Source organism: Cohnella suwonensis (genome assembly GCF_042655365.1).
GTDB classification, from domain to species: Bacteria; Bacillota; Bacilli; order Paenibacillales; family Paenibacillaceae; genus Cohnella; species Cohnella suwonensis.
Genome location: NZ_JBHSMH010000097.1, coordinates 120298 through 142660, shown reverse-complemented (window position 1 = coordinate 142660; position 22363 = coordinate 120298). Strand labels below are relative to the sequence as shown.

At 56.6% G+C, this 22363-nt stretch carries 22 protein-coding genes; 5 read left to right on the top strand and 17 right to left on the bottom strand.

Going from position 1 to position 22363, the window contains the following annotated elements; all coding sequences use genetic code 11:
• Window positions 1–299: 299 nt before the first annotated feature.
• The 4 genes from ACFPPD_RS22085 to ACFPPD_RS22070 are packed head-to-tail and all read right to left on the bottom strand — an operon-like array spanning window position 300 to window position 3335.
• Window positions 300–497, bottom strand: a complete 198-nt coding sequence (locus ACFPPD_RS22085) for a cysteine-rich CWC family protein (RefSeq protein ID WP_209744601.1) — start codon at window positions 495–497, stop codon at window positions 300–302.
• Between the two features lie 15 nt (window positions 498–512).
• Window positions 513–1397, bottom strand: coding sequence for a sugar phosphate isomerase/epimerase family protein (locus tag ACFPPD_RS22080; RefSeq protein ID WP_209744599.1), 885 nt, complete (start codon window positions 1395–1397; stop codon window positions 513–515).
• Between the two features lies 1 nt (window position 1398).
• On the bottom strand, window positions 1399–2277 hold the full coding sequence (locus ACFPPD_RS22075; protein WP_209744596.1) for a sugar phosphate isomerase/epimerase family protein: 879 nt from the start codon (window positions 2275–2277) through the stop codon (window positions 1399–1401).
• The gene (locus ACFPPD_RS22070) at window positions 2274–3335 is read right to left on the bottom strand and encodes a Gfo/Idh/MocA family protein (protein WP_209744593.1); all 1062 of its coding nucleotides are present in this window, start codon (window positions 3333–3335) and stop codon (window positions 2274–2276) included. Before ACFPPD_RS22070 ends, ACFPPD_RS22075 begins: the two co-directional genes overlap by 4 nt.
• A gap of 164 nt (window positions 3336–3499) precedes the next feature.
• Between ACFPPD_RS22070 and ACFPPD_RS22065 the strand changes: the two genes are divergently transcribed.
• Window positions 3500–4378, top strand: a complete 879-nt coding sequence (locus ACFPPD_RS22065; protein ID WP_209744590.1) for an AraC family transcriptional regulator — start codon at window positions 3500–3502, stop codon at window positions 4376–4378.
• A 22-nt stretch (window positions 4379–4400) separates the two neighbouring features.
• Here ACFPPD_RS22065 and ACFPPD_RS22060 read toward each other — a convergent pair whose 3' ends face one another.
• Entirely contained in the window at window positions 4401–4967 is a 567-nt protein-coding gene (locus ACFPPD_RS22060; protein WP_378083364.1) for a ribonuclease H-like YkuK family protein, read from the bottom strand.
• A gap of 200 nt (window positions 4968–5167) precedes the next feature.
• Between ACFPPD_RS22060 and ACFPPD_RS22055 the strand changes: the two genes are divergently transcribed.
• A complete protein-coding gene (locus ACFPPD_RS22055) occupies window positions 5168–5821 on the top strand; it encodes a futalosine hydrolase (RefSeq protein WP_209744584.1) in 654 nt (217 codons plus the stop codon).
• Window positions 5822–5826: 5 nt separating this feature from the next.
• Entirely contained in the window at window positions 5827–6654 is an 828-nt protein-coding gene (locus ACFPPD_RS22050; RefSeq protein ID WP_209744995.1) for a 1,4-dihydroxy-6-naphthoate synthase, read from the top strand.
• A 100-nt stretch (window positions 6655–6754) separates the two neighbouring features.
• Here the strand turns inward: ACFPPD_RS22050 and ACFPPD_RS22045 are convergent, their stop codons facing one another.
• The 6 genes from ACFPPD_RS22045 to ACFPPD_RS22020 form a co-directional block, all read right to left on the bottom strand.
• The gene (locus tag ACFPPD_RS22045) at window positions 6755–7252 is read right to left on the bottom strand and encodes a DinB family protein (RefSeq protein ID WP_209744581.1); all 498 of its coding nucleotides are present in this window, start codon (window positions 7250–7252) and stop codon (window positions 6755–6757) included.
• Window positions 7253–7406: 154 nt separating this feature from the next.
• Window positions 7407–7712 (bottom strand): putative quinol monooxygenase, encoded by a 306-nt coding sequence (locus ACFPPD_RS22040; protein ID WP_209744578.1) that lies wholly within the window; start codon window positions 7710–7712, stop codon window positions 7407–7409.
• 21 nt (window positions 7713–7733) lie between these two features.
• Complete coding sequence (locus ACFPPD_RS22035; RefSeq protein WP_209744575.1) at window positions 7734–8717, bottom strand: helix-turn-helix transcriptional regulator; 984 nt, start codon at window positions 8715–8717, stop codon at window positions 7734–7736.
• 29 nt (window positions 8718–8746) lie between these two features.
• The gene (locus ACFPPD_RS22030) at window positions 8747–9343 is read right to left on the bottom strand and encodes a YdeI/OmpD-associated family protein (protein ID WP_209744572.1); all 597 of its coding nucleotides are present in this window, start codon (window positions 9341–9343) and stop codon (window positions 8747–8749) included.
• A gap of 36 nt (window positions 9344–9379) precedes the next feature.
• Window positions 9380–9754, bottom strand: a complete 375-nt coding sequence (locus tag ACFPPD_RS22025; RefSeq protein WP_209744570.1) for a hypothetical protein — start codon at window positions 9752–9754, stop codon at window positions 9380–9382.
• A gap of 361 nt (window positions 9755–10115) precedes the next feature.
• Window positions 10116–11369 carry a hypothetical protein gene (locus ACFPPD_RS22020; RefSeq protein ID WP_209744567.1) on the bottom strand — a complete coding sequence of 418 codons (1254 nt, stop codon included), beginning with the start codon at window positions 11367–11369 and terminating at the stop codon, window positions 10116–10118.
• A 429-nt stretch (window positions 11370–11798) separates the two neighbouring features.
• Here ACFPPD_RS22020 and ACFPPD_RS22015 point away from each other — a divergent pair, with 429 nt between their 5' ends.
• Together ACFPPD_RS22015 and odhB are read left to right on the top strand one after the other, a co-directional pair.
• A complete protein-coding gene (locus ACFPPD_RS22015; protein ID WP_209744564.1) occupies window positions 11799–14690 on the top strand; it encodes a 2-oxoglutarate dehydrogenase E1 component in 2892 nt (963 codons plus the stop codon).
• Window positions 14691–14696: 6 nt separating this feature from the next.
• Window positions 14697–15917, top strand: coding sequence for a 2-oxoglutarate dehydrogenase complex dihydrolipoyllysine-residue succinyltransferase (gene odhB / locus ACFPPD_RS22010; protein ID WP_209744561.1), 1221 nt, complete (start codon window positions 14697–14699; stop codon window positions 15915–15917).
• Window positions 15918–16021: 104 nt separating this feature from the next.
• Here odhB and ACFPPD_RS22005 read toward each other — a convergent pair whose 3' ends face one another.
• From ACFPPD_RS22005 to ACFPPD_RS21980, 6 genes are all read right to left on the bottom strand, one after another.
• The gene (locus ACFPPD_RS22005; protein WP_209744558.1) at window positions 16022–17566 is read right to left on the bottom strand and encodes a hypothetical protein; all 1545 of its coding nucleotides are present in this window, start codon (window positions 17564–17566) and stop codon (window positions 16022–16024) included.
• Window positions 17563–18294 carry an ABC transporter ATP-binding protein gene (locus tag ACFPPD_RS22000; RefSeq protein WP_209744555.1) on the bottom strand — a complete coding sequence of 244 codons (732 nt, stop codon included), beginning with the start codon at window positions 18292–18294 and terminating at the stop codon, window positions 17563–17565. The genes ACFPPD_RS22005 and ACFPPD_RS22000 overlap by 4 nt, the downstream gene beginning before the upstream one ends.
• Complete coding sequence (locus ACFPPD_RS21995) at window positions 18294–18680, bottom strand: GntR family transcriptional regulator (protein ID WP_209744552.1); 387 nt, start codon at window positions 18678–18680, stop codon at window positions 18294–18296. Before ACFPPD_RS21995 ends, ACFPPD_RS22000 begins: the two co-directional genes overlap by 1 nt.
• Window positions 18681–19003: 323 nt before the next feature.
• A complete protein-coding gene (locus tag ACFPPD_RS21990) occupies window positions 19004–20749 on the bottom strand; it encodes a CotH kinase family protein (protein WP_209744549.1) in 1746 nt (581 codons plus the stop codon).
• A 14-nt stretch (window positions 20750–20763) separates the two neighbouring features.
• Complete coding sequence (locus ACFPPD_RS21985; protein ID WP_209744546.1) at window positions 20764–21477, bottom strand: DUF4956 domain-containing protein; 714 nt, start codon at window positions 21475–21477, stop codon at window positions 20764–20766.
• Between the two features lie 2 nt (window positions 21478–21479).
• Window positions 21480–22193, bottom strand: a complete 714-nt coding sequence (locus ACFPPD_RS21980) for a polyphosphate polymerase domain-containing protein (protein ID WP_209744544.1) — start codon at window positions 22191–22193, stop codon at window positions 21480–21482.
• Between the last annotated feature and the right edge of the window lie 170 nt (window positions 22194–22363).

The window sequence follows — 22363 nt, the reverse complement described above, 5'->3', positions numbered from 1 at the left end:
AAGCCATCGCTCGCGATCTTTCCGTATGCCCAAAACGCCGAAGGAAACGACGGCGGCCCGCGCCGCCTTGCTTACCCTTCCGCCTTCCTAGCCGAAAGTCGTGGAGACCGATGATCTTGTCTCGCCCTATTCAGTTGCGTTGCGGTCGTTGCGGCGTTGCGTCCGAATTGAAGTCGAATCATGATCATTGGCCTCCTTCCGTCGTTAAGATATGGCTAAGCATAAAGGGCTTCCCATGCGGTTGTCAACAGTGAATATAAAAAAACTTGATCGTGCCGATAACGAACGCTTATCCGAACCTAGCCGTTCTTCCTCGCGCAATCCCGGCACACGCATGCCTTTCTTCGGCTCTCCGGAGGCACTTTCTCCAGCAGCGCCGGGGAGAAAGTCTCGGCATAGCACCAGCACGTTCCGGCCTCCTTGCCGGCGATGCTGCCGCATTCGTTAGGACTTCCGCACAGCGGGCAGACGGATGGATCGACTTCGCTGAAGCTCATGGCGCGACACCTCGTTTACGTTCTCGCTCTGAGGAACCGTACGGCTTCCGCGATATCCGCTTCCGGATTGGCGCCGACTTCCCGTTCGATCGTCAGGTATCCATCGTAACCGATGTCCCGAAGCGCCTTCAAGTAGGCGTCCCAATCGACGCTGCCGCTGCCCAGCGGCACTTCGCGGAAGGCGTCGCCCGACTCGGCCTGCTTGGCGATGACGGCATGGTCGAGCGGATCGAAGCCGAGCGCTCCGTAGACGAGGCGCGGATCGATCTCGCGAAGGCGGATGCCGTCCTTCGCGTGCGTGTGGACGATATAATCGCGAAGCGCGTAGACGCCTTGCGCCGGATCGTCGCCGGTCACCATGACCATATTCGCCGGATCGAAATTGACGGATACGCCCTTGGAGCCGAGTCCGTCCAAGAAGCTTTTCAGATGCGCGGCCGTTTCCGGTCCCGTCTCGATGGCGAAGTAAGCGTTCATGCTCGTCGCGTAACGGCTGAGCTCCGCGCAAGCTTCGTGCATCGCCTCGTACACGGCTCCGTTCTTGTCGTCCGGCACGATGCCGATATGCGTCGTGACGACGTTCGTGCCGAGCTCGACCGCGAGGTCGAGAATGCGTTTCGACTTCTCGACTTTGGCCGCGTTGACCATCCGGTCCTGGAAGCCGTGTCCGCCCAGATCGCCGACGAGGGCGGAAATTTGCAGTCCTTGCGATTCGACGAACGCCTTCCATTCCTTGCGCGCCGCCGGGGACAGGTTCGCGGGGTCCATCTCGCCTTCCACCGCATAGATTTGCACGCCTTCGGCCCCGAGCGCCTTCGCTTTCTTTAAGCCCTCGCGCACGCCGACCCTGAAGCTGTCGACGATGATTCCGACTTTCCATGGCTTGACGTTATCCGGCATTTTACCGAACCCCTTCCGTCGATTTAGTCCGTTCCCACAATCTCTTCGTATTGTCCAAAGCGATCCTCGTCGCCTGTACGCAAGGCTCCATGCCTTCGAACTCGATCGAGACGTACCCGTCGAAGCCCGATTCCCTGACGACGCGCAGCGCGCCGAGAATATCGAGGTCGCCATGGCCGACGATGGCGCCCCGCAGACGGGTGCCGTTCGAGGATTCGAACCATCCCTCTCCCGGATCGGACGATGCCGGCCTCCGGTAGAAATCCTTCACGTGAACGATCGAGGCGTACGGCATATTGTTGCGGACGGCGACGAGCGGATCTTCGTCGACGCATACGAAATTGCCGACGTCGAGCGTCGTCCGGAAGTTATCCCGGCCGACCGCGCCGACGAGAGCTTGGACGCGATCGCTCGCCTGAACGTAGTAGCCGTGGTTTTCCACGCTCGTCGTTATGCCGAAGCCCGCGGCGTAATCCGCGATGCGGCGGCAAGCGTCCGCCAGCTTCGGCAAGTCCTCGAGGAATCGCTTGATCGAACGGTCCTCCGAGTTCGCCACGTCGTGGCGCATCAGCTTCGCTCCGAGCGCCGCGGCGATGTCGACTTGGCGCAGCACCCTCTCGATTTCTTGCTCGAACGCTTCGTCGCTCAAGCCGGCGAAGTTCGCCCCGATCGCGTAGTTCGAGATGTCGAGGCCGTGTTCCGCCGCTTTGGCGACGATCGCCGCGACCAGCTTCGGATTATCGGTCAGGTCGTAACCGAGCGGCACGATCTCCACGTGTTCCCCGCCCATCTCCGCGATTTTGCCGATCGCCTGAAGGACGTCCAGTTCTCCCGCTTGCATCGCTTGCCAGAAACAGTACGTGCTTACGCCGAATTTCATAGGCGGACTTCCTCTCCCTTGGCGGCCGATTCGTAGATGGCGCTCAAGATTTTCATGATTTCGACGCCGTCTTCGACGGGGCTGATCTGCTCGGTTCCGTTAGCGATGCAGTCGATGAAATGGTCGATTTCGTTCTGGAACGCCGGATCGCCGCTAAAGCCCGCCTTGCTGTCGGTTTGCGGTTCGATGTTCAGAATCGTGTCGTATTTCTCGGTAACGATAACGACTTCCGGATCGATCTCGAACGATCCCTTAGCGCCGTATAGCTTCACCGTTCCTTCATCCTTCTTCGCGTGCAGCGAGTAGCTGACGTCTACCATCAGCGAAGCGCCGTTCTCGAAGCGGATGACGGCGCTCGCCAAATCTTCCACCGTGTTCTTGGAAGCGTCGTAGTCGGCCGCCTTGTAAAAAGATAGATGCTTGACGTTGGACCGGTTGCCTAGCTTGTTGTACACGTTGCCGCTGACCGTCTTCGCTTTCGGGCGACCCATCAGGTACCAGACAAGGTCGATGACGTGAACGCCGATATCGATGAGCGGACCGCCTCCGGAACGCTCGACGTCCGCGAACCAGCCGCCCGGGTTGCCGAGACGGCGAATAGTCGACGCTTTGGCGTAATAGAGCTCTCCGAACTCGCCGCGATCGGCGAACTCGCGCAGCATCTTCACGTTCGGGTCGTACCTGCGAACGAAGCCGACCTGCAGAAGCTTGCCCGTCGAGCGGACCGCGCGCTCGATGGCGAGCGCCTCTTCGACGGTACGCGCCAGCGGCTTCTCGACGAGCACATGCTTGCCGGCTTCGAGCGCCGCGATGCTGATCGGGGCATGCGTGTTGTTCCATGTGCAAATGCTGACCGCATCGATATCCGGGTCGGCGAGCAACCGATGGTAGTCGGTAAACGTTTTGTCCGCGCCGTATTTCGCCGCGACCTTGCGCGCGCGCTCTTCGTTTACGTCGCAGATGGCGACGATCCGCGCGTTCGCGTTGCGGGCATAGGCGTTCAGATGGCATTCCGAGATCGATCCGGTTCCGATGACGCCAATTCGAATCGGGTTCATTCGTTTCGCACTCTCCTTAGGTTCCGTTGGGATATGCCGCCGTTAGGCGCGGCGGCTTAGCGGTCGTCTTGCGCTATAATTCGTATTATAATGGGATTAGCGATCGGAACCATGAAGAGGCATGCTTTATATTTGCACGATCGTGCTATCGGAGGTCGACCACGATGGAAAATCTATCCGCCTTACGCGAGCATATGCCAATGCCCGACCCTTCGTTCCCGATCAAAGTCCACCCTCGCCATACGGGAAGAATGGAAGTCGGCGCTACGTTGTTCCCGCACCATTGGCATGAGCATTTGGAGGTTCTATATTTCGTATCCGGACAGGCGACGATCGAATGCGGTTCCCTCCCTCTCGACTTCCGGGCAGGAGAAATATGCGTCGTGAACAGCAACGAGCTTCACTATGGCATCAGCCACTCCGAAGATTTATCCTATTATGCGATGATCGTGGATATCTCGCTGCTGCATAGCCATGCCGCCGACGCCGTCGAAAAGAAGTTCATTACGCCCATCTCGCAGAACCGGTTACTTTTTCAGAATCGCATTTCCGACGATCTCCGGGTATCGGGCTGCATGCTCGCCATCAACGACGAGCTCGAGACGAAGACGATCGGATACGAACTGTCGGTCAAAGCGCATCTGTACCGTCTGCTGACCCTGCTCGTCCGGCACTACGTGGCGACCGTGCGCGAACAGGACGAATACCGCGCCCGGCTCAAGGAGCTGGAGCGGCTCGCCCCCGTATTCCTGTATATCGACGAGCACGCGAAAGAAAAATTGACGGTGCAGCAGTTGGCCGACGTCGCCGGACTGAGCCGGTTTCATTTCAGCCGTTTGTTCAAGCAAGTGACGGATAAGTCGCTCGTCGAATACGTCAACCTCGTCCGCATCAACCAATCCGAGAGCCTGCTTCGCGACAGAAGGCTCACGATATCCGAAATCGCGCTGGCGACCGGATTCAGCGACATCTATTATTTCAGCCGCACGTTCAAGAAGCTGAAGAACGTCTCCCCGTCCGAATGGCGGAACGGCGACCGCTGACGGGCAAGGCGCCGTCGCGCCGCTACAGCACCATTCGGCTTTTCGTGAAACGGTTCGCGTAAGAGGAAGCGACGCACGCTTCCGGCTTCACTCTCGGCGCGTATCCGCCCATCGCTTCTACTCTGTCGACCATTTCCTGCACGTATTGCGCCGTCTTGCTGACGATCGGTTCCGTCCCCGCGTCGATATCGATGTACGTCCGCAGTCTCGCGCCTTGATAGACGTAAGGAACGAGCAAATCCTCCATGCGCCTCACCGCCTCCGACTCGACGAAATAACCCGCCACCCGTTGCGAGAACGACGTTTCCAGCGTAAGCTTCTCGCGTATCGACGTCAGTTGCCGCGGCAGCCCCACTTGCCTATAACACGCCCATGCCCCGCGGCCGATCCGGTGAATGACGATCCCCGTCACGAATTTAGTTTGGCCCCTATGGACTTGGCTATCCGTTCCGATGACGAATTGATACGTTCCTTTCGGGTCTTTGGCGATGAAGGCGATGATTTTCTCGAGGACGCGGTCCACGCTCATGCCGCTTTCGGACAGATTCTGGAAGCTCAAGTCATCCCAAGCCGATATCGCGCTCATCATCTTCATTGCCCCCCTTGCTTCGCGTGCGCCGACTTCCTCCTTTAGTGTATGGCGCTTCCTTCCGAACTCGAACCTCCCCGAAGCCTGTACGATAGTCGAAAATCCGATAGGGGCATGTCGAAACGTTGTGTTCGTCCGCGTTCGAGCACTATAATTAATAAAGTAGCTTGACCATACCCGAACGTCCGAAAGGGAACCTTATGGATAAAATCATTCTCGTCCTTACCGCCGTCGAGGCGGAAAAAGAAGCGGTCGTCCGCGGCTTGCGGGGGGACTCGCGCTTCGTGACGATCGCCGCGGGCGTCGGCCCGGCCGCAGCCGCGGTAACGGCCGCTTCCGCGCTGGCCCGCGATCCCGGCCGTTACCGCCTCGTCGTCAGCGCCGGCATCGCCGGCGGCTTCGCCGGACAAGTCCCCGTCGGCTCGGTCGTCGTCGCCAGCGAGTCGGTCGCCGCCGATCTCGGCGCCGAGACGCCGGACGGCTTCGTTTCGGTCGACGAGCTCGGCTTCGGATCGAGCCGGCTGCCCGTCGACGGCGCTATGGCCGCCCGCCTGACGGAGAAGCTGCGCGAGTCGGGCATCGGCGTCCGCCTCGGCCCCGTGCTGACGCTGTCGACCGTTACCGGTACGGCCGCCACGGCCGCCGAGCTGGCGGAACGTTATCCCGGCGCCGCCGCCGAAGCGATGGAAGGCTACGGCATCGCCGAGGCCGCCCGCAGGTTCGACGTTCCCTTTCTCGAAATCCGCGCCGTCTCCAACGCGGTCGGCCCTCGCGATCGATCCGCCTGGCGGATGGGCGACGCGCTGGCGGCGTTGGAAGCCGCGTGCGCGACATTAACGGAGGTACTGCCATGACAACTTTGACGATCGCCTATTCTCCGTGTCCGAACGATACGTTCACCTTCCACGCGCTCGCGCACGGCCTCGTTCCGGGAGCCCCTTCCTTCGACGTCGCGTACGCCGACATCGATATCACGAACGGCTTGGCCGCGACCGACGACTCTCTCGACATCATGAAAATATCGTACGCGGCTTTGCCTTGGATGTTGCCGTCGTACAAGCTCGTCCCTTGCGGCGGCGCGCTCGGCCGCGGCTGCGGTCCGCTCGTACTCTCGAAGAAAGGCGGGGATGCCGCTGGCCTGTCCGGCAAACGGGTCGCCGTGCCGAGCGAACGCTCCACCGCTTATTTGCTGTTCCGGTTATGGGCGGCGAAGAACGTTCCCGGCGGCGTCGGAGAGATCGTAGTCATGCCGTTCCACGAGATCATGCCCGCCGTCCAGGCCGGTTCCATCGACGCCGGCCTCGTCATCCACGAAGCGCGCTTTACCTATCAGAATTACGGCTTGTCCCAAGTCGCGGATCTCGGGAGTTGGTGGGAGTCGGATACGGGGCTTCCGATCCCGCTCGGGGCGATTATCGCGAAACGATCGCTGAACTTGGAAGCGGTCCGGGAATGGATCCGGCAATCGGTTCGTTACGCTTGGGAGCACCCGGACGTCTCACGCGAGTACGTCATGGCTCATGCCCAGGAGATGGATCCGAGCGTCGCTCAATCCCATATCGATCTGTACGTGAACGAATTCACGGCGGATCTAGGCGATGACGGCTTTGCCGCGGTCACGACTCTCCTTCAGCGTGCCATGGACGAAAATCTTGTGCCTCGGATGGACTTGGCTTCTCTTCGATAATCTCGTGCCAAACACGTCAAAACCTCCAGACTTTGCGCCGTATCGTGCGCCGTACTGGAGGTTTTCTTTCTTTAAAGGGAATCGCTACTACTAAGGCCCGTCAAGCAAGAGGTTCCTTGCCCCGATCGATCCAATCGTCCCGGGTGGAGCCCAGAACGTCGGGTACGCGAAGCCCCGCTTGACGCATCAGTACCGTCATTTGTCCCCGATGATGGATTTCATGGCGCAGCGAATATCGCAAGGAAGCGCCGTTCAGCCAGTCCTCTCCGAACATGTTCACGGCATTTCCTAGCGACTCGTCCGTCCATTGACTCCGTACGGCGCGCAGGAAAGATTGGCTGAGACGCCGGTATTCGCCGGTAATGGCTGCTGCCGACGAAGGCGCGGAATTATCGGCCAAAGGCTCGTCGTAGGTTAATCCCAAGTTGGTCATGTAATTGAAAGAAAGAACGAGATGCCAGGCGATACGGCCAAGCGTCCGGTGTTGGGCCGTAACGGCCTGTCCGAGAGATTCATCGGTCAGAGAATCGAGCACGCGTTCCGTAATGGCGGACTCCGACTCGAATTCCTTCACGAACTCGTTGATACTAGTAAACATTTACGAACCTCCTCTATTTATTTTCCAAACTCAATACCCATTATTGAACACAATCGCTGACACTTACGGTCAGGAATTCGAACCTCAAAAAAAAAAAAGAATCGCCCCAAGCGGGAGCGATTTCTTACCATCCTATTTGCGCCGCTCGATCCGATTAACGGAATCCCTTGCCTCCGAGCGGCCGCAACTTGACCGGTTCAACGCCCGCGATCAGCGGTCTGGCGCGCCCAATCAATGCCTGAGCGTCCTCGTTGCGCAAGAAAGCGTCATGCGCTTCGGCATCGCTCCATAGTTCCGTCACCCAGATCGTATCCGAGTCCTCTTCCGAAACGTTGACGATATAAAGCTCGCAACCTGCCACGGATTCGGACTGCTCCGCCGCCTCCAGCAATATTCCGGCCAGCGCGTCCCCTTGACCGGGTTGCGCCTTGAATTTCCCGTACATCGCGAATTTACTCATATTCATCATCCTTTCTTAGGTTCATGAATGGGTTCCCGACCTCATCGACCGGTAATGCTCTGTCAGGCCGCGGCAAATATCCGCCAGTCTTTCGACCAAAATATCCGGTTCGAGAATGGTCAAAGCTTTGCCATACGGAAGCAGGTAGTACGGCACATACGTCAGCAAGGATGACGTCCCGAGTCTATACACGGCCTGCCCGTTCTCCCGTTCGACGAGCGCATGACCGAAAAGCCAATGCTGGCCGAGCAGATCCAGCACGTGATCGTGCCCTTGCAACCTAACGAGCACAAGCGATTCCGCATCGAGGGCATCGGGTAGCAACTCGCGCATCAAGTGCTCCTTAGCCGAAAAATCGTTCGGACGAACGAAGCACCGTTCGTCCGCCTCCAACCGGACGATTCGATCCGTCCGGAAGCTTCGCAATTGCCCGCGAAGACCGCAGAAGCCGACCGTGTACCAAGCGCCTTTCCAGTGAACGATGCCGTAAGGATCGAACACTCTTGAGCTCGGAGCTTCCCCCCTGCCCTTATCGTACTCCATCTTCACGGACCGGCCTTGGGCCGCTGCTTCCTCCAGCACGCGAAGCAGCTCCTGCTGCCGCCCTTCAACAGGCGGATGGATAACCGAGAATCCGCCCATATGGCGCTCGATCCGGTCAAGCTGCTCCTCGTTGGTGTATCGCTTCAACTTGTCTACGGCCCGATTCAGCGCCTCCTTGAACGGATACCCCGCTTCCTGGGCAAAGGCCGAAGCCTGTACGAGCGCTTTCTGCTCTTCCATGTCGAAGAGAAGCGGCGATTCCGCAAAATGGCCCAGAATCCTGTATCCGCCGTTCGGACCCGAATCGGCGATGATGGGAACCCCGCTGACGCACAAGGAATCGATGCAGCGGTATACGGTGCGGATATGGATCTCCAGCTCGTCCGCGAGCTGCTGGGCCGTCATTCGCCTTCCCGCCCTAAGCAGCCAAAGGATGGACAGCATGTTCGTCGATTTGGACAATTTTGTCGCCCTCCAAGCCAATCGGGGCTCTATGATTTGGATTCCGGGTATATTCTCTCGCCTTTAGCAAGCATCTCGACATATTGCCGAATTCGCCGCTCTCTTGTTTCAGGCTTCTTGGCCTGGTGGATACGGAACTTGATCGCGTACTGGTTCTGCTTATCCAGACTTTCGTAAAACGCCTTCGCGACGGCATTGAGCTCCAGCTCGGCAGCCAGATCGTCAGGGATCGAAGCGACGCTTTGAGACTCGTAAGCCTTGTCCCAAAGACCGTTCCGTTGAGCCGTTTCGATGGCTTTGATGCCGGAAGGCTTCATACGTCCTGTAGCGATTAGCGATTCCGCTTTGTCTTTGTTCACTTTCGACCAAATACTCCTGGGCCCGCGCGGAGTGAAGCGTTGCAGCCACGTCTCGTCGTCGTACGTCTCTTTTAGGCTATCGACCCATCCGTAACACAACGCGCATTCCAACGCTTCGCCATAGGTTACGGAAACAAGTTTCGAATCCTTCTTGGCGATCCGCAATCGAATGCCCGGCGAATCGTCATGATGTTCCTTAAGCCAATTCTCAAGAGCCGTTAGCTCGCCGAAAAACCGAATGGGCAGCTCGTTGGATTTCTTTCCCACAGTATTCACCCCCTTTGCTTGAATTTTACATGAACATCACTGACAGAGACAGTCAGGGTTAGTATACCGGCTTCGCCGTTTTTCGGATGGCTGTTGACGTTTGTATCCCATTTCCAAAGTAGTTGCCCTTCCTCGCAAATACGGATTCAGCTTTTCCCGGACAATCTTCTTTACATCCACTGACTGGTTCCTTCGCGTAATCGTCTTTACTCGATCTTTGAATGCCAAGCGCGATTGCCGCCGAAGCAGCACGATTCCGACGCCGAGAGACAAAGCGGAGCGCTCGGACGTTAGCCACGGGGTAACGGCGTAGCAGACGGCGAGCGCGACGAGCGAGCCCGCGACGACGACGTTGACGACGGCGTCCGCGTCCAGAAGGCTGTCGAGAAAGTCCGTATGTTTCGAATGCATGGATACTTTTTTTTGATCCGCCCCTCAACTCGACGGTTGTTGCGCCTTTGCGCCGAACAACCTGCAAAAATGCAGGTTGGTTAGCTCATTTCTTCCGATACACGCAAACAACCTGCAAATGTGCAGGTTGTTTGCCGCTTTTCGCGAGAATCCGGTCATATCGGTTTATCAAACTGTACATTTGCAGGTTGTTGAGCCGTTTGGCCGATTTCGTGTCGATTAACCTGCACTTTTGCAGTTTATTGGGAGGGCAGAGGCCCTTTGCCTGGTGAAATAAGGATACTTCACTATACGTACGGTTTCTCGACGTTCTGAGTCCGTAGAATCTTCGGACGCATCATTGGATCGCGGATATCAAATATCAGAACAACTCATCCACCAGAAGTCCCGTTCCCGGATACCGCAGCTTCGGCTTCATGGCGGAGCCGTAAGCGGAGAAGGGCTGCAGCCGTTGCGCGCGATCGTTGACGAGGCTCCCTGCGGACGCTTCCGAGAACCGGAAGAACGCGTGCTCCAGCTTCTTCGCGAAATTCGTCAGCGAGCCGCCGGCCCGGCCGAAGTCCCCGAGCACCCGATCCGACAATCGGCTCTCGTCCAGCTTTAACTTGCCGTCCGCGCCGCGCCGAATGCCGACGTCCGCAAGATCGTCGCTTTGGCCGATCGCTTGGTCGAGCGAGCGCTTCGCCGCGGGACCGAACAACTCTCCGGCATCGCGCAGACGATCGAGCGTATCGTTGTAGCCGTCGACGAGCGACCGCGCCGCCTGCGCGATTCGCCGGACGTCCGGCCGAACGTCGATCGTCGTCCCCGTGCCACCCGCGGCGTCGGGTTTCAGCAACGTCGCCGTCGTCTTCCCTTTCTCCAGTACGATTTCGTTCGTCGCGGAGCTGCGCTCGTCGCCGCCGTCGACGAAATATTTCGCGTCCGCCGCTTGCCGCGCGACGGAGCCGATTCCCGTAGCCGCGACGGCGTTCCCCGTCTCGTCCGCGATCGCGAATCCGTTATCTTTGCCCGTATGGGACCCCGTCAGCTCCAAGCGAAGCGAACTCGTCTCCCGATCCCGCACAAGGCTAGCTTTCACGCCGGCTCCGGAACCGTTGATCGCGTCTTTGATTTTCGATAACGCCTTCTCGTTCGTGTCGGTCTCTCCGATCTCTACCTTCACGTTCTTCGTCCGTCCGCCGATCGAAAGGCCGAACCGGTTCGTACCGCTCCGGATCGCCGTTCGATCGGCCGGATCGAACGCATCTCCGACATTGCGCTGGGATTCCGCCAAACGTCCGACCGTCACGCGATAGCTCTTCACGGCCGCTCCGTCCCGCGCGGCTCCGATGGCAGAAAGCCCTTCCTCCGGCGCGTGCGGCGAAACCTGCCTCGCCTTCAACGTCGAAGCGCCGAGGAACGCCGTCGCGTTCGCGCGCGTCCGTCCCGCGGCCTGTAGGAACCCCGCGATCGAAGCGGCTTCTTCCTTCATCGTTTTGCCGTATGAATGGCCGCTCCACGCGTGCTTCAACCAGCCGTCGATCGGCCGGTAGCCGTCGTGAATCGAAGACACCCGTCCGATCGCGGGCAAGGGCGAAGAAGTCAGGGCCACGTATCCGATCGAGTACGCCATAGCGACACATCCTTTCCCGTTTGGTCAGATATTGTTGTTGAGCGGATCGCACGGAAGTCGCCGAATTAACGTCGCCTCGCGTTGCTATATCCGCGAAATCGCTTGATTCCCCGAATTAACGTCAACCGCGCCGCTTAAACCACTCGCATCTTTTCTTCTATAATAGTACATTCGCCAATTTTTTTACACAAAAATCCATAAATGAAAGCGAACGAGCGATCCCGGACCGAAAGCGAAGAGTCAAAATCGCCAAAATTGCACAATCTATCCATGAATGCGGACGTAGCATAACCGTTCTCTGTATTAGATCATTCTCATGCATAATAATGTCTATTTCCGAACAGAAAAATGCATTAGAATGGAATAGGCCCCAAGGAACCAATCTCGAGGCCGATCGTTTAACAATCAAGAATGCAGAGGGATGAACAGATGTCTGTTGACAATGAAATGATGCAAGGACTGTGGCAGCAGTTTTTCGGGCCCAATCTAGGCTACATCCAAGAGCAGCACGAAATTTATTCGAACAATCCGGAAGCGGTAAGTCCGCAATTCCGGGAGCTTTTCGCGCAATACGGCGCGCCTCCCCGGATCGAAGCGGGCACGTCCCGGACGCTGGCAGAGCAACCGCAACAAGTTCGTGGCAACGAGAAACCGGATTCCCTTATTCTCAAAAAAGCAATCGCTGCAGGCCAATTGGCTTGGAATATACGTTCGTTCGGCCACTTGGCCGCGAATATCGACCCGTTGGAGCTTAGCTTCAAAGCACGCGCCGACATGATCGAGCCAAGCACGTACGGCTTGTCCGAAGCGGATCTGAAGCAATTGCCTCCGGAGTGCGTGTGGGAAGACTCCCCCTACGCGTTCAACAACGCCTGGGAAGCGGCGCAAAAGCTTCGCGAAGTGTACACGGGAGCGATCGCGTTCGAATTCGGTCACGTCCACTCCGAGGAAGAGCGCAATTGGCTGAACAATCAAGCGGAGAACGTCATTCCGACGAGAAAGCTTCTCGCTTCCGAGCGCGAATCCCTTCTTCGCCGCTTGCTCGAGGCCGAGCAGTTCGAAGACTTCCTGCAAAAAACGTTCGTCGGCCAGAAGCGATTCTCCGCCGAGGGCATCGAATCGCTCATCCCGCTCGCGGACGAGATCGTGCATGAGCTGACGAACGACGGCGCGCGTTCGATCGCGATCGGCATGGCCCACCGCGGCCGCTTGAACGTGCTCGCGCACGTGCTGGGCAAGCCTTACGGCAACATTTTCTCGGAGTTCCACCACTCCCCGAACAAGAACCTGATCCCGTCCGAAGGCTCCATCGGCATTAACTACGGCTGGACGGGCGACGTCAAATACCACTTGGGCGCGAACCGGTCGATCCAGTCCGGCCAAACGGCGGAAACGCGCATCACGCTCGCGAACAACCCGAGTCACTTGGAATACGTTAATCCGGTCGTCAACGGCTTCGCCCGCGCGGCGCAAGAAGACCGCAGCAAGCCCGGCTACCCGGTACAGAACCTGGATGCCGCGGCGTCCATCGTCATTCACGGCGACGCCGCCTTCATCGGCGAAGGCATCGTCGCGGAAACGCTGAACTTCGGCAACCTGAAAGGCTACACGAGCGGCGGCACGATCCACATCATCGCCAATAACCGCATCGGCTTCACGACCGAGAGCCACGACTCCCGTTCGACGCATTACGCGAGTGATTTGGCCAAAGGCTTCGAAATCCCGATCATCCACGTGAACGCGGACGAGCCGGAAGCCGTCATCGCCGCGGCGCGCTTGGCAAGCGAATACCGTACGCAGTTCAAGAAGGACTTCCTGATCGACCTGATCGGCTATCGCCGCTACGGCCACAACGAGACGGACGATCCGGAAACGACGCAGCCGCTTATTTACAAGAAGGTCAAAGCCCACTCCCCGGTCGCTCGGCTATACGCCGACAAGCTCGTCCTCGAAGGCGCGCTGACGTCGGAAGGCGCGGACCAAATCAAGCGCGACGTGCTGAACAAGCTGAAAACCGCTTACGACGAAGTGAAGGGCAAAGAGAAGAAGGATCCGGTGCATCAAGCCGGCCCTACGGCGTTCAACATTTCCGCGCCGAAGCCGGTTACGGCGGTTCCGATCGAGAAATTGCGTACGATCAACGCCAACCTGCTGAAATGGCCGGACAGCTTCAAAGTGTACGGCAAGCTACAGAAAATTCTCGAGCGCCGCGCCGACGCGCTGAACGACGGGGAGAAGGTCGATTGGGGCCAAGCCGAGACGCTCGCCTTCGCTTCGATCCTGGCCGACGGCACGCCGATCCGGCTGAGCGGCCAAGACGTCGAAAGAGCGACGTTCGCGCACCGCAACCTCGTCCTTCACGATCCCGAGACGGGCGCGACGTTCTGCCCGCTTCACGCCTTGCCAGAAGCGAATGCTTCCTTCGCGATTCATAACAGCCCGTTATCCGAAGCCGGCGTCCTCGGCCTCGAATACGGTTATAACGTCTACGCGCCGGAAACGATGGTCATCTGGGAAGCGCAATACGGCGACTTCGCGAACGTCGCCCAAGTGCTGATCGACCAGTTCATCTCCGCCGGCAAGTCCAAGTGGTCGCAACGTTCCGGGTTGGTCATGCTCATGCCGCACGGCTTCGAAGGCCAAGGACCTGAGCATTCCAGCGCGAGAATGGAACGTTTCCTGCAGCTGTCCGGCGAAGAAAACTGGACGGTCGCGTACTTGTCCAGCGCGGCGCAATATTTCCACCTGCTCCGTCGCCAAGCTTCCATCCTGAATACGGACGAAGCCCGTCCGCTCATCATGATGGCGCCGAAGAGCATGATCCGCAATCCGTACGTGGCGTCTCCGGCGTCCCAGCTCAGCGAAGGCACGTTCCAGACGGTCATCGAGCAACCGGGACTCGGCGGCAACCCGCAACGCGTCGAACGCCTCGTGCTTTGCACCGGCAAAGTGGCCATCGATTTGGCCGACGAGCTCGACAAATCGTCCGACGTGAACCGCGACTGGCTCCACATCGCGCGGATCGAGCAACTGTATCCGTTCCCTCAGCAAGAAGTCCAGGCGATCGTCGATCGCTTCCCGAACTTGACCGAAGTGCTGTGGGTGCAAGAAGAGCCGAAGAACATGGGCGCTTGGAGCTACATGGAGCCTCGCATCCGCGAGCTCGTCGACAACGCCAAAGTCGAAGTCGGCTACAACGGCCGTCCGAAACGTTCCAGCCCGGCAAGCGGCTACCAGCAGATCCATGCGTTCGAGCAACAGTTCATCATCAATCAGACTTTGGTTCAGAAAAAGAAATCGTCAGTCAAATCCGGGAGGTAACTAGCAATGTCCGACATTATCGTACCAGCGATGGGTGAATCCATTACGGAAGGAACGGTCTCCAAATGGATCGTTAAAGCGGGCGACTCCGTCCGCCAAGGCGACTTGCTGCTGGAACTCGAAACCGACAAAGTAAACCTTGAAATCAGCGCCGAAGAAGACGGCGTCATCTCCGAGATTCTCGCGAACGAAGGCGACACGGTTCGTATCGGCGAAGCGGTCGGACGGATCGGAGCAGGCGGCTCGGCCGCTGCTCCGGCTGCTCCGGCTGTTCCTGCTCCCGCCGCGGCACCGGCGGCATCGGCGCCTTCGGTCGACGCGAGTTCCACGCTCGCGACGCCAGCGGCCCGCAAGCTCGCCCGCGAGAAAGGCATCGACCTGAACGCGGTGCCCGCACGCGATCCGATCGGACGCGTTCACGCGAGCGACGTCGCGAACGCGGGTGCCGCTCCGGCTCCGCAAGCCGCGGCGCCTAAAGCGGCTTCGGCTGCCCCTGCGGTCGACAAGCCGACTTCCAACGCCAACAAGCCGGAAGAACGCAAGCGCATGTCGCGCCGTCGCCTGACGATCGCCAAACGCCTCGTCGAAGCGCAACAAACGGCCGCGATGCTGACGACTTTTAACGAAGTCGACATGACCGCGATTCTCGAAGTCCGCAAACGCCGCAAAGACTCCTTCAAAGAGAAGCACGACGTCGGTCTCGGCTTCATGTCCTTCTTCACGAAAGCGGTCGTCGGCGCGCTGAAAGCATTCCCGCATCTGAACGCGGAAATCAGCGGCGAAGACATCATCGTCAAGAAATACTACGACATCGGCATCGCCGTATCGGCGAAAGAAGGCTTGGTCGTTCCGGTTCTCCGCGACGCGGATCGCCTCGGCTTCGCCGAAATCGAGCGCACGATCGTTCAATTGGCCGGCAAAGCCCGCAATAACACGCTGGAATTGTCCGAGCTTCAAGGCGGAACGTTCACGATCACGAACGGCGGTGTATTCGGCTCCCTGCTCTCGACGCCGATCCTGAACGCGCCTCAAGTCGGTATCCTCGGCATGCACAAAATCCAGCTTCGTCCGATCGCGATCGACGCGGAACGCATGGAGAACCGTCCGATGATGTACATCGCCCTCTCCTACGACCACAGAATCGTAGACGGCGCGGAAGCGGTACAGTTCCTCGTCAAAATCAAGGAAATGCTCGAAGATCCGGAAACGCTTTTGCTCGAGGGTTGATTCTTATTCGTCTATAAAAAACATGTACCGCCGTCCTAAGGATGGCGGTACATGTTTTTATAGAGCTTTTCTCGCTGCTCCTGACTTCTTCCTAAGTTAACTTATCATCGTTGATTCGTTGATTTGGACTGAATATTCAGCAATACTTGCATATATTTTGCACCAATCCAAGTACTAAGCGCAGCAATAGGCAATCCAATTGCCAATAAAATTCCTACGTAATCCCAGTAAGGAACTTGAGCAGGGGTAACAAAGTTCTTGGGAAAGAAGAATTCGTTAATGATAACGGTCTGGAACCCAACAAGCATGTATAGCGGTAAGTGGATATACGTCAACAACGTAGACTTCATAAAATAATAGGAAGACTGCAGCATACCTAAAGCAATAGTAAGCATGGAGATATACAAGACAAGCGTATAGGCAAACCATTCAATATGTTCCATTAGATGCTGCATTCCCATGCGTCCCGTAACAATGCCCATCGCAATGCCAAACCCGTAAGCCGCCGACAATGCCCCAATGATTCGAACAACGGTCATCCACAAGCCGGCAATTTGCGCTAACACCAAATGACTGCGAGGGAGAGGAAAGCTTAACCACCACTGCAAGTTTTTCCGCTCTATATTACCCTTGTTCATCATATAGACGGATGCCCCCAGCACGGGGAGCATGAATAATATTTGCATCATTTCCAGTAATGCCGTGGAATATGCCGAAGATAGGAATCCACCCAACGCTATCAACGACAATATGGCGTATTTAACCATCCGAATGGATTTAATAGAACCATAGTAACGAAAACGTTCGCGTTCCAAAGAATATAGAATGGCAAACCCGCTTAACTTATTTGCGCTGCGAATCAAATCATCCTTGTTTTTACCGGTTGATCTGGAGGAAGCTGTCGATTTAATACGTAAGCGGACATCCGCCATATTCTTCATTCCTATGCCTGAAATCAACCTCATCAGGACATAGGCGATAGGCCATCCAATGACAACGATGCCCAATGAATAGAGCAATAAGTAATCTGGAGAGATAGCTCGGAATTCGGAGCTTTTCATCTCCATTAAAATTCCGAATAATCCGTAAGGACTCTGCATGATAATTAGATATGGAATTAGCCCCCACCGCGCCCACCCGTTGTACATCGTACATATTGACAATCCTAACAGAACGGCTACGGGAATGAATGATAGCGAAATCACCAGGTTTGCTCCGACTATGGCTATCAATTGCCCCGCAGGCAACGGGTTCATCCTACCTGAAGCCGCTGCGACCCCATAATAGCACAAGCATGCAAGCTGGATAAGAATAACGACTCTCAAGCCTACTCGCATAAGACCCAACGCTTTAGCGCTTACCAAGAGGGAACGGGAGTGAGGCAGCGACAGCCACCATTCTCTCTGCGGCTGTGCCCAGAAGGTCATAATATGAGACATGGATAACGACATAAGGATTCCCCATGATAACGTCACCCCGAACGCGAATACGATTTCCGGCGAATTATTTTCCCTAAAGAAATAAATACCGCCTGCTATTATTAGAGCTAAGTAAGATATCGCTATCTTGATTCCTCTACTTGTCAGTCCAGGCAAAGATGAACTGAAGCGGCTGAACTCAAAATGAGCTAATCTACTGAGTGTTGTCATGCGAACACTTCCCTGTAATGGGATTCCACGGACTTTCCGGAGCTCCGCAGCTGCTCTACGTTAGCAACGCTTTGAATCTGACCGTCTTTAATTAAGATTAACCTGTCGAACAACATTTCCATCTCCCGAATATCATGCGTAGCAATCAGGAAAGTCCTCTCTCCATCCGCAAGCTCGCTAACAACCGTCGAGGAGATCTGCTCTCGGGAGATCATATCGACACCCGTAAATGGCTCATCCAGAATGACAAGAGGAGCCGTCCGAGCCAAGCATGTCAGAAGCTGAAGCCTTGCCTCTTCTCCCCTGGACATGACGGATATCCGAGAATCCAAGCTGATCTTCAAGCTTTCGACTAATTGCTCCGCGCTGGCATCGTTCCAATCCGGATAGATGCTTCGGGCAAAAGCAAGCCATTTCCCGGCTGTTAGCCAACCCGGCAAGCTTCCACGATCCGGCAAAAGGGATAGCTTACTGAGCATCGCTTCTCCTGCCGGCTGATCAAATATATGCACAGATCCAGAATCCGGCGCCGATAATCCCGCAATCATACGCAAAAGCGACGACTTGCCAGCTCCATTGGGCCCAAGCAGCCCCGTAATGCTTCCCCTCGGAACCTCGAAGCTCACCTGGTCTAGAATCTTTTTCTTCTTTACCTGCAGACATACCTCACGACAATGAATGGCGTTACTCCCGACTGGTGTATATGAGACCTCTTTGTGATCGACCATCATGATTCCTCCTGATCCGCTAATTGAATCATTTCGTGCACGGTTAGCCCAAGCGAATGTGCAATAGCCTTGAGCTGGGCAACTGCTTCCACCGCCATTTCTTTCCGCGCTTCATGAATCGTATCCTCTGCGCTTGTTACGAAAGTGCCTTGTCCTCGGTAAGTCACGATTAGCCTCTTCCTTTCCAACTCTTGATAAGTCCTGGCAGCCGTAGTCGGATTAATGCGTCTATCCGCTGCAAGATCCCTTACCGAGGGAAGCCTTGAACCAGCAGGAATAAGACCGCTGACAATCCGTGCGCGGATTTGCTCAACAAACTGCTCGTAGATTGGACGGGAAGGATTAATCTGGAAATCATCCGATAGCAACACGATCTCATCTTTCATGATTCCCACCCCGCTTTGGCAAATGCAAGCCAATATTGTAAGTAGTGTGTGGACACATGCCATACACATTGCAATTAGTGTATCACGACACACTATACAATGCAAGCCTCAAGTAAAATCCCGCTCCGGCAGACGACACGGAACGGGATCATCAATTCGGACATCGATCGCCTAGATCAATCGTACTTCTTGCAGAAAATAATGGAATCCTTCAAAAAAGATAGAGAGGTCGGCGGTCCGAGAGCAGATAATGGCGAGAACGCGAATAGGCCGACCCTACGCGCGATCCGCGTGTATGGTCGGCCCATCCGTTCTCGATTAACCTATAGCCTTTTCCGCCGATAGAAGGCCACGAATAATCCCGCCAACGCCAGCACCCCGAGCGAGATCGCCGTCGTGATCGCCGCGTCTTCGCTGCCGCCTTCGGTCGCAGCGCCCGCTTGGCCGTTTATGCCCATCATTCCGCCTCTGTCGCCGCCGAAGCCGCCCTGGAAACCGCCGCCCATTCCGCCTTGTCCTCCGCCAAACCCGTCCGGCATTTGCCCGTCGGGTCCGCCTTGCGGAAATTGTCCGCCCTGCGGCAAGCCCTGTTGACCGGTTTGCCCGTATTGGCCGGAAACGGCGCCTTGCTTCGCCTCGGCTGCCGCCACGTTCGCATCCGGCCGAGCTGCCGCTGCTTGATCCGGCTGCTGCTGCTGCTGCTGCGCTTGATCAGTTCTCCGACCGTTGCCGCCCCGTCCTCCGCCGAAACCGCCCATACCGCCTCCGCTTCCGCTACCGTCTCCCGACGACGCGATCGTGCCGTTCAGTTGTCCGGATACATTTTCCACCCGGGCGGACGTGAACGTCACAAGCTGAGGAATCGCGCTTTCGTACTGGTCGTAGGTGGAGAAAGGCCGCGGATCCGCCTTCACGTACGGCGAGATCAGCTCCTGCAGCTGTTTCACTCTCTCCTGGAATTTCGCGTCCGACAAGTAGCCGTCCACCATGCTTTGAATGATCTCGTGATACTTTTCCTTATATTCCGCTACGCCGAGCAGCTTGGCTACCAACGGCCGTTCGGTGACCGCGCCTTGCGTCGGCTCGTCGATCATGACCTGCGAGCTGCTGCCCATGCCGCCGAACGCCATATTGTAATCCCACGGCAAGATGGAGAACACGCCGTCGTCCTCGTACAAATAATAATTTTGCTTATTCGAGCCTAAATAACTGTCCATATTGACCGTCACGGCGTTTAACGCGATATACTTGAGCGCATCCTCGACGTCGAGCACCTTCCTATAATCGTCGCCGTTATTCAGCTCGTCCAGCATATCGGTCAACACGCCGTCGTTCGATTTCTCCGACTTCTGCACGAGCGCCGTATACGAATCCAGATCGTCGCCTTGCCAGAGAAGATCTCCTCCGACCGCGCCCGACCCGTTGAACTCCGCTTTGTACAGCGCGCCGTACGAATTCCCGAAATTCCGTTCCAAGTAAGCGTCGCCGACTTGTTCGATGGCCAAATAGAACCCGTACAGCTCGCCGTTCACGTAGACGTTCACGTAAGAATACTTCGGCGTCGGCAAGCCCATCGATTCCGCCAGCTCGTAAGTCAGGAACTCCCTCATATACGTCGCGTCGCTGTAACTGTTGTTCAGGTTGATTTTGCCTATGCCCATCAGCGTCTGGCTCGAGATGTACTCGTCGAAGCTCAGCTTAAAGCTGTACCGGTCCGAATCCGAATTCACGACGCTCCTCAGCGACAGGTTGCCCTTCGTCCGAATGCCGATGTTATCCAGCTTGATTCCGTTGTACTCGACGGAGGCGTGCTTCAGTTCCTCCGCCGAGGCGTTATCCATCATGTCCTGGAAATCGTCCTCGTCGATCGTAATCTTCACGTCCGCGACCTTATCCTTCGGAAAAACGGCTTGATCCGCCTCGTCCGCCGTCTCCGCGCCGGCGCTCATCTGCGTTCGCGCCGTCGTCGCCTCCTCGCCGTCCGTGCCTCGCGCATTCCACGTCAGCGCGGCAAGCAGCGCGATCGCGAGAACCGCGGAGAGCAGCGGCACCGTAAGTTGCCTTTTCATGGCGACCGCCTCCCTTACTGCGACACGTAGTCGCCGCTGTAGCTGATCAGAACCGCGTTTTTCACGCCGCCAAGCGCCGTGATTTTATTGACGAAGCCCGTTTCTTGCCCGCGCAGCCGAACTTCCACCGTCATCTCGATGTTGTCGCTCGTCACCGTCTTTTGCTTCACGTTAAACCGTTTGACTTCCGAGCCGAGCCGTTTGTGGATCGCTTGCTCGCTTTCGTCGCCGTCGCAGTTCACGACAAGCAGGTAAGGCGTCTCGAACGAAGTGTTTTTCACGAAGATGAACAGCACCAATCCGACGATGATCGACCCGATGACCGCGAGAGAATAGAAGCCCGCTCCAGTCACGATGCCCGCTGCCGCGGCCCAGAACAGGAAGATCAGATCGGTCGGATCCTTGATCGGCGTCCGGAAACGCACGATGCTCAGCGCGCCGACCATCCCGAGAGACAGGACAAGGTTGGAATTGACCGCGATAATGACCATCGAGGTGATGAGCGTCATGCCGATCAGCGATACGTTAAAGCTTTTGGAGTAGAGAATGCCGCTAAAAATGCGCTTGTATAACACGTAAATGAACAATCCGACGAAAAACGAAATGAGCATCGTAATGATGATTTTGGAAATATCGATATCCGACGTGAAATTGTCCAGCACCGAATCTTTGAGTATGTCCGAAAAAGATTTCGTATCCGCGGCAGCGCCTGTCGTTGTCGTATCCATGTTTATTGATCCTCCCAGGAGTTGAATTTAATGAGCTTCCGGCATATGACGTACTTCGAATTGGATTGCCGGACCAGACCGCCGGCCTGGATCGCGATCCGGATATATTCCGGCAAATACTCGTCGAACTTCACCTCGAACACGGTGATGTCGTCGTCGAAAGCGTTGATCGTACTCAGCTGCGGGTCGAATATATCGACTTGGTTAAGCCCGGTCTGGAGCCGCTTGTCGAACGTGATCCGCACGTTGCCTTCCTTGGCCACGTACGCTTCCCTCACGTAGTCGACGATGACCTTCGGCCGAAGCAGCTTGTTCTTCATCTCGTAGTACATCTCCGCGAGGAGCGGTCTCGATGGATCGTTGAACGATTCATAGTTGCCGGCCAGCACCGAATCGACCATCTCCCGCGTCAACGTTTCCTTCAGCTTCGATACGTAATCGTTGAACTTGACCTTTTTCTCCAGATGAATGACCTTGTCCGACTTGTTATAGATCCGGATCCGATATTTCTCGCGATCCCGGACGCCGGCCAGCTTCTCGTGCAACGCCTTGTTCTCGATATCGTCGAAGTACAGGCTGCGGATATGGTATTCGCCCGTCGGGCCCGCGTGCTTGTCCAGCTTGATCACGTTCGAAAGCTGGCGTTTCATGACCAGGTACTGCATCGGGTTCATGTAATATTTCAGCTCGTGGCGGAATTTCAGTTGCTTGTTCATCGGTTAACACCTCGTCTCTGTCGTTGGCCGCATTTGTTACTTTACATTCCGTTAATGATTCTCCCCTTAAAAATAACTGAAACGAACCTTAGGATGGGCTGAGCATTTGCTGAAAACGGACATATTCTCCAAGCCGGGCAAGCACAAAAAAAACCGTTCCGCCGAGAGGG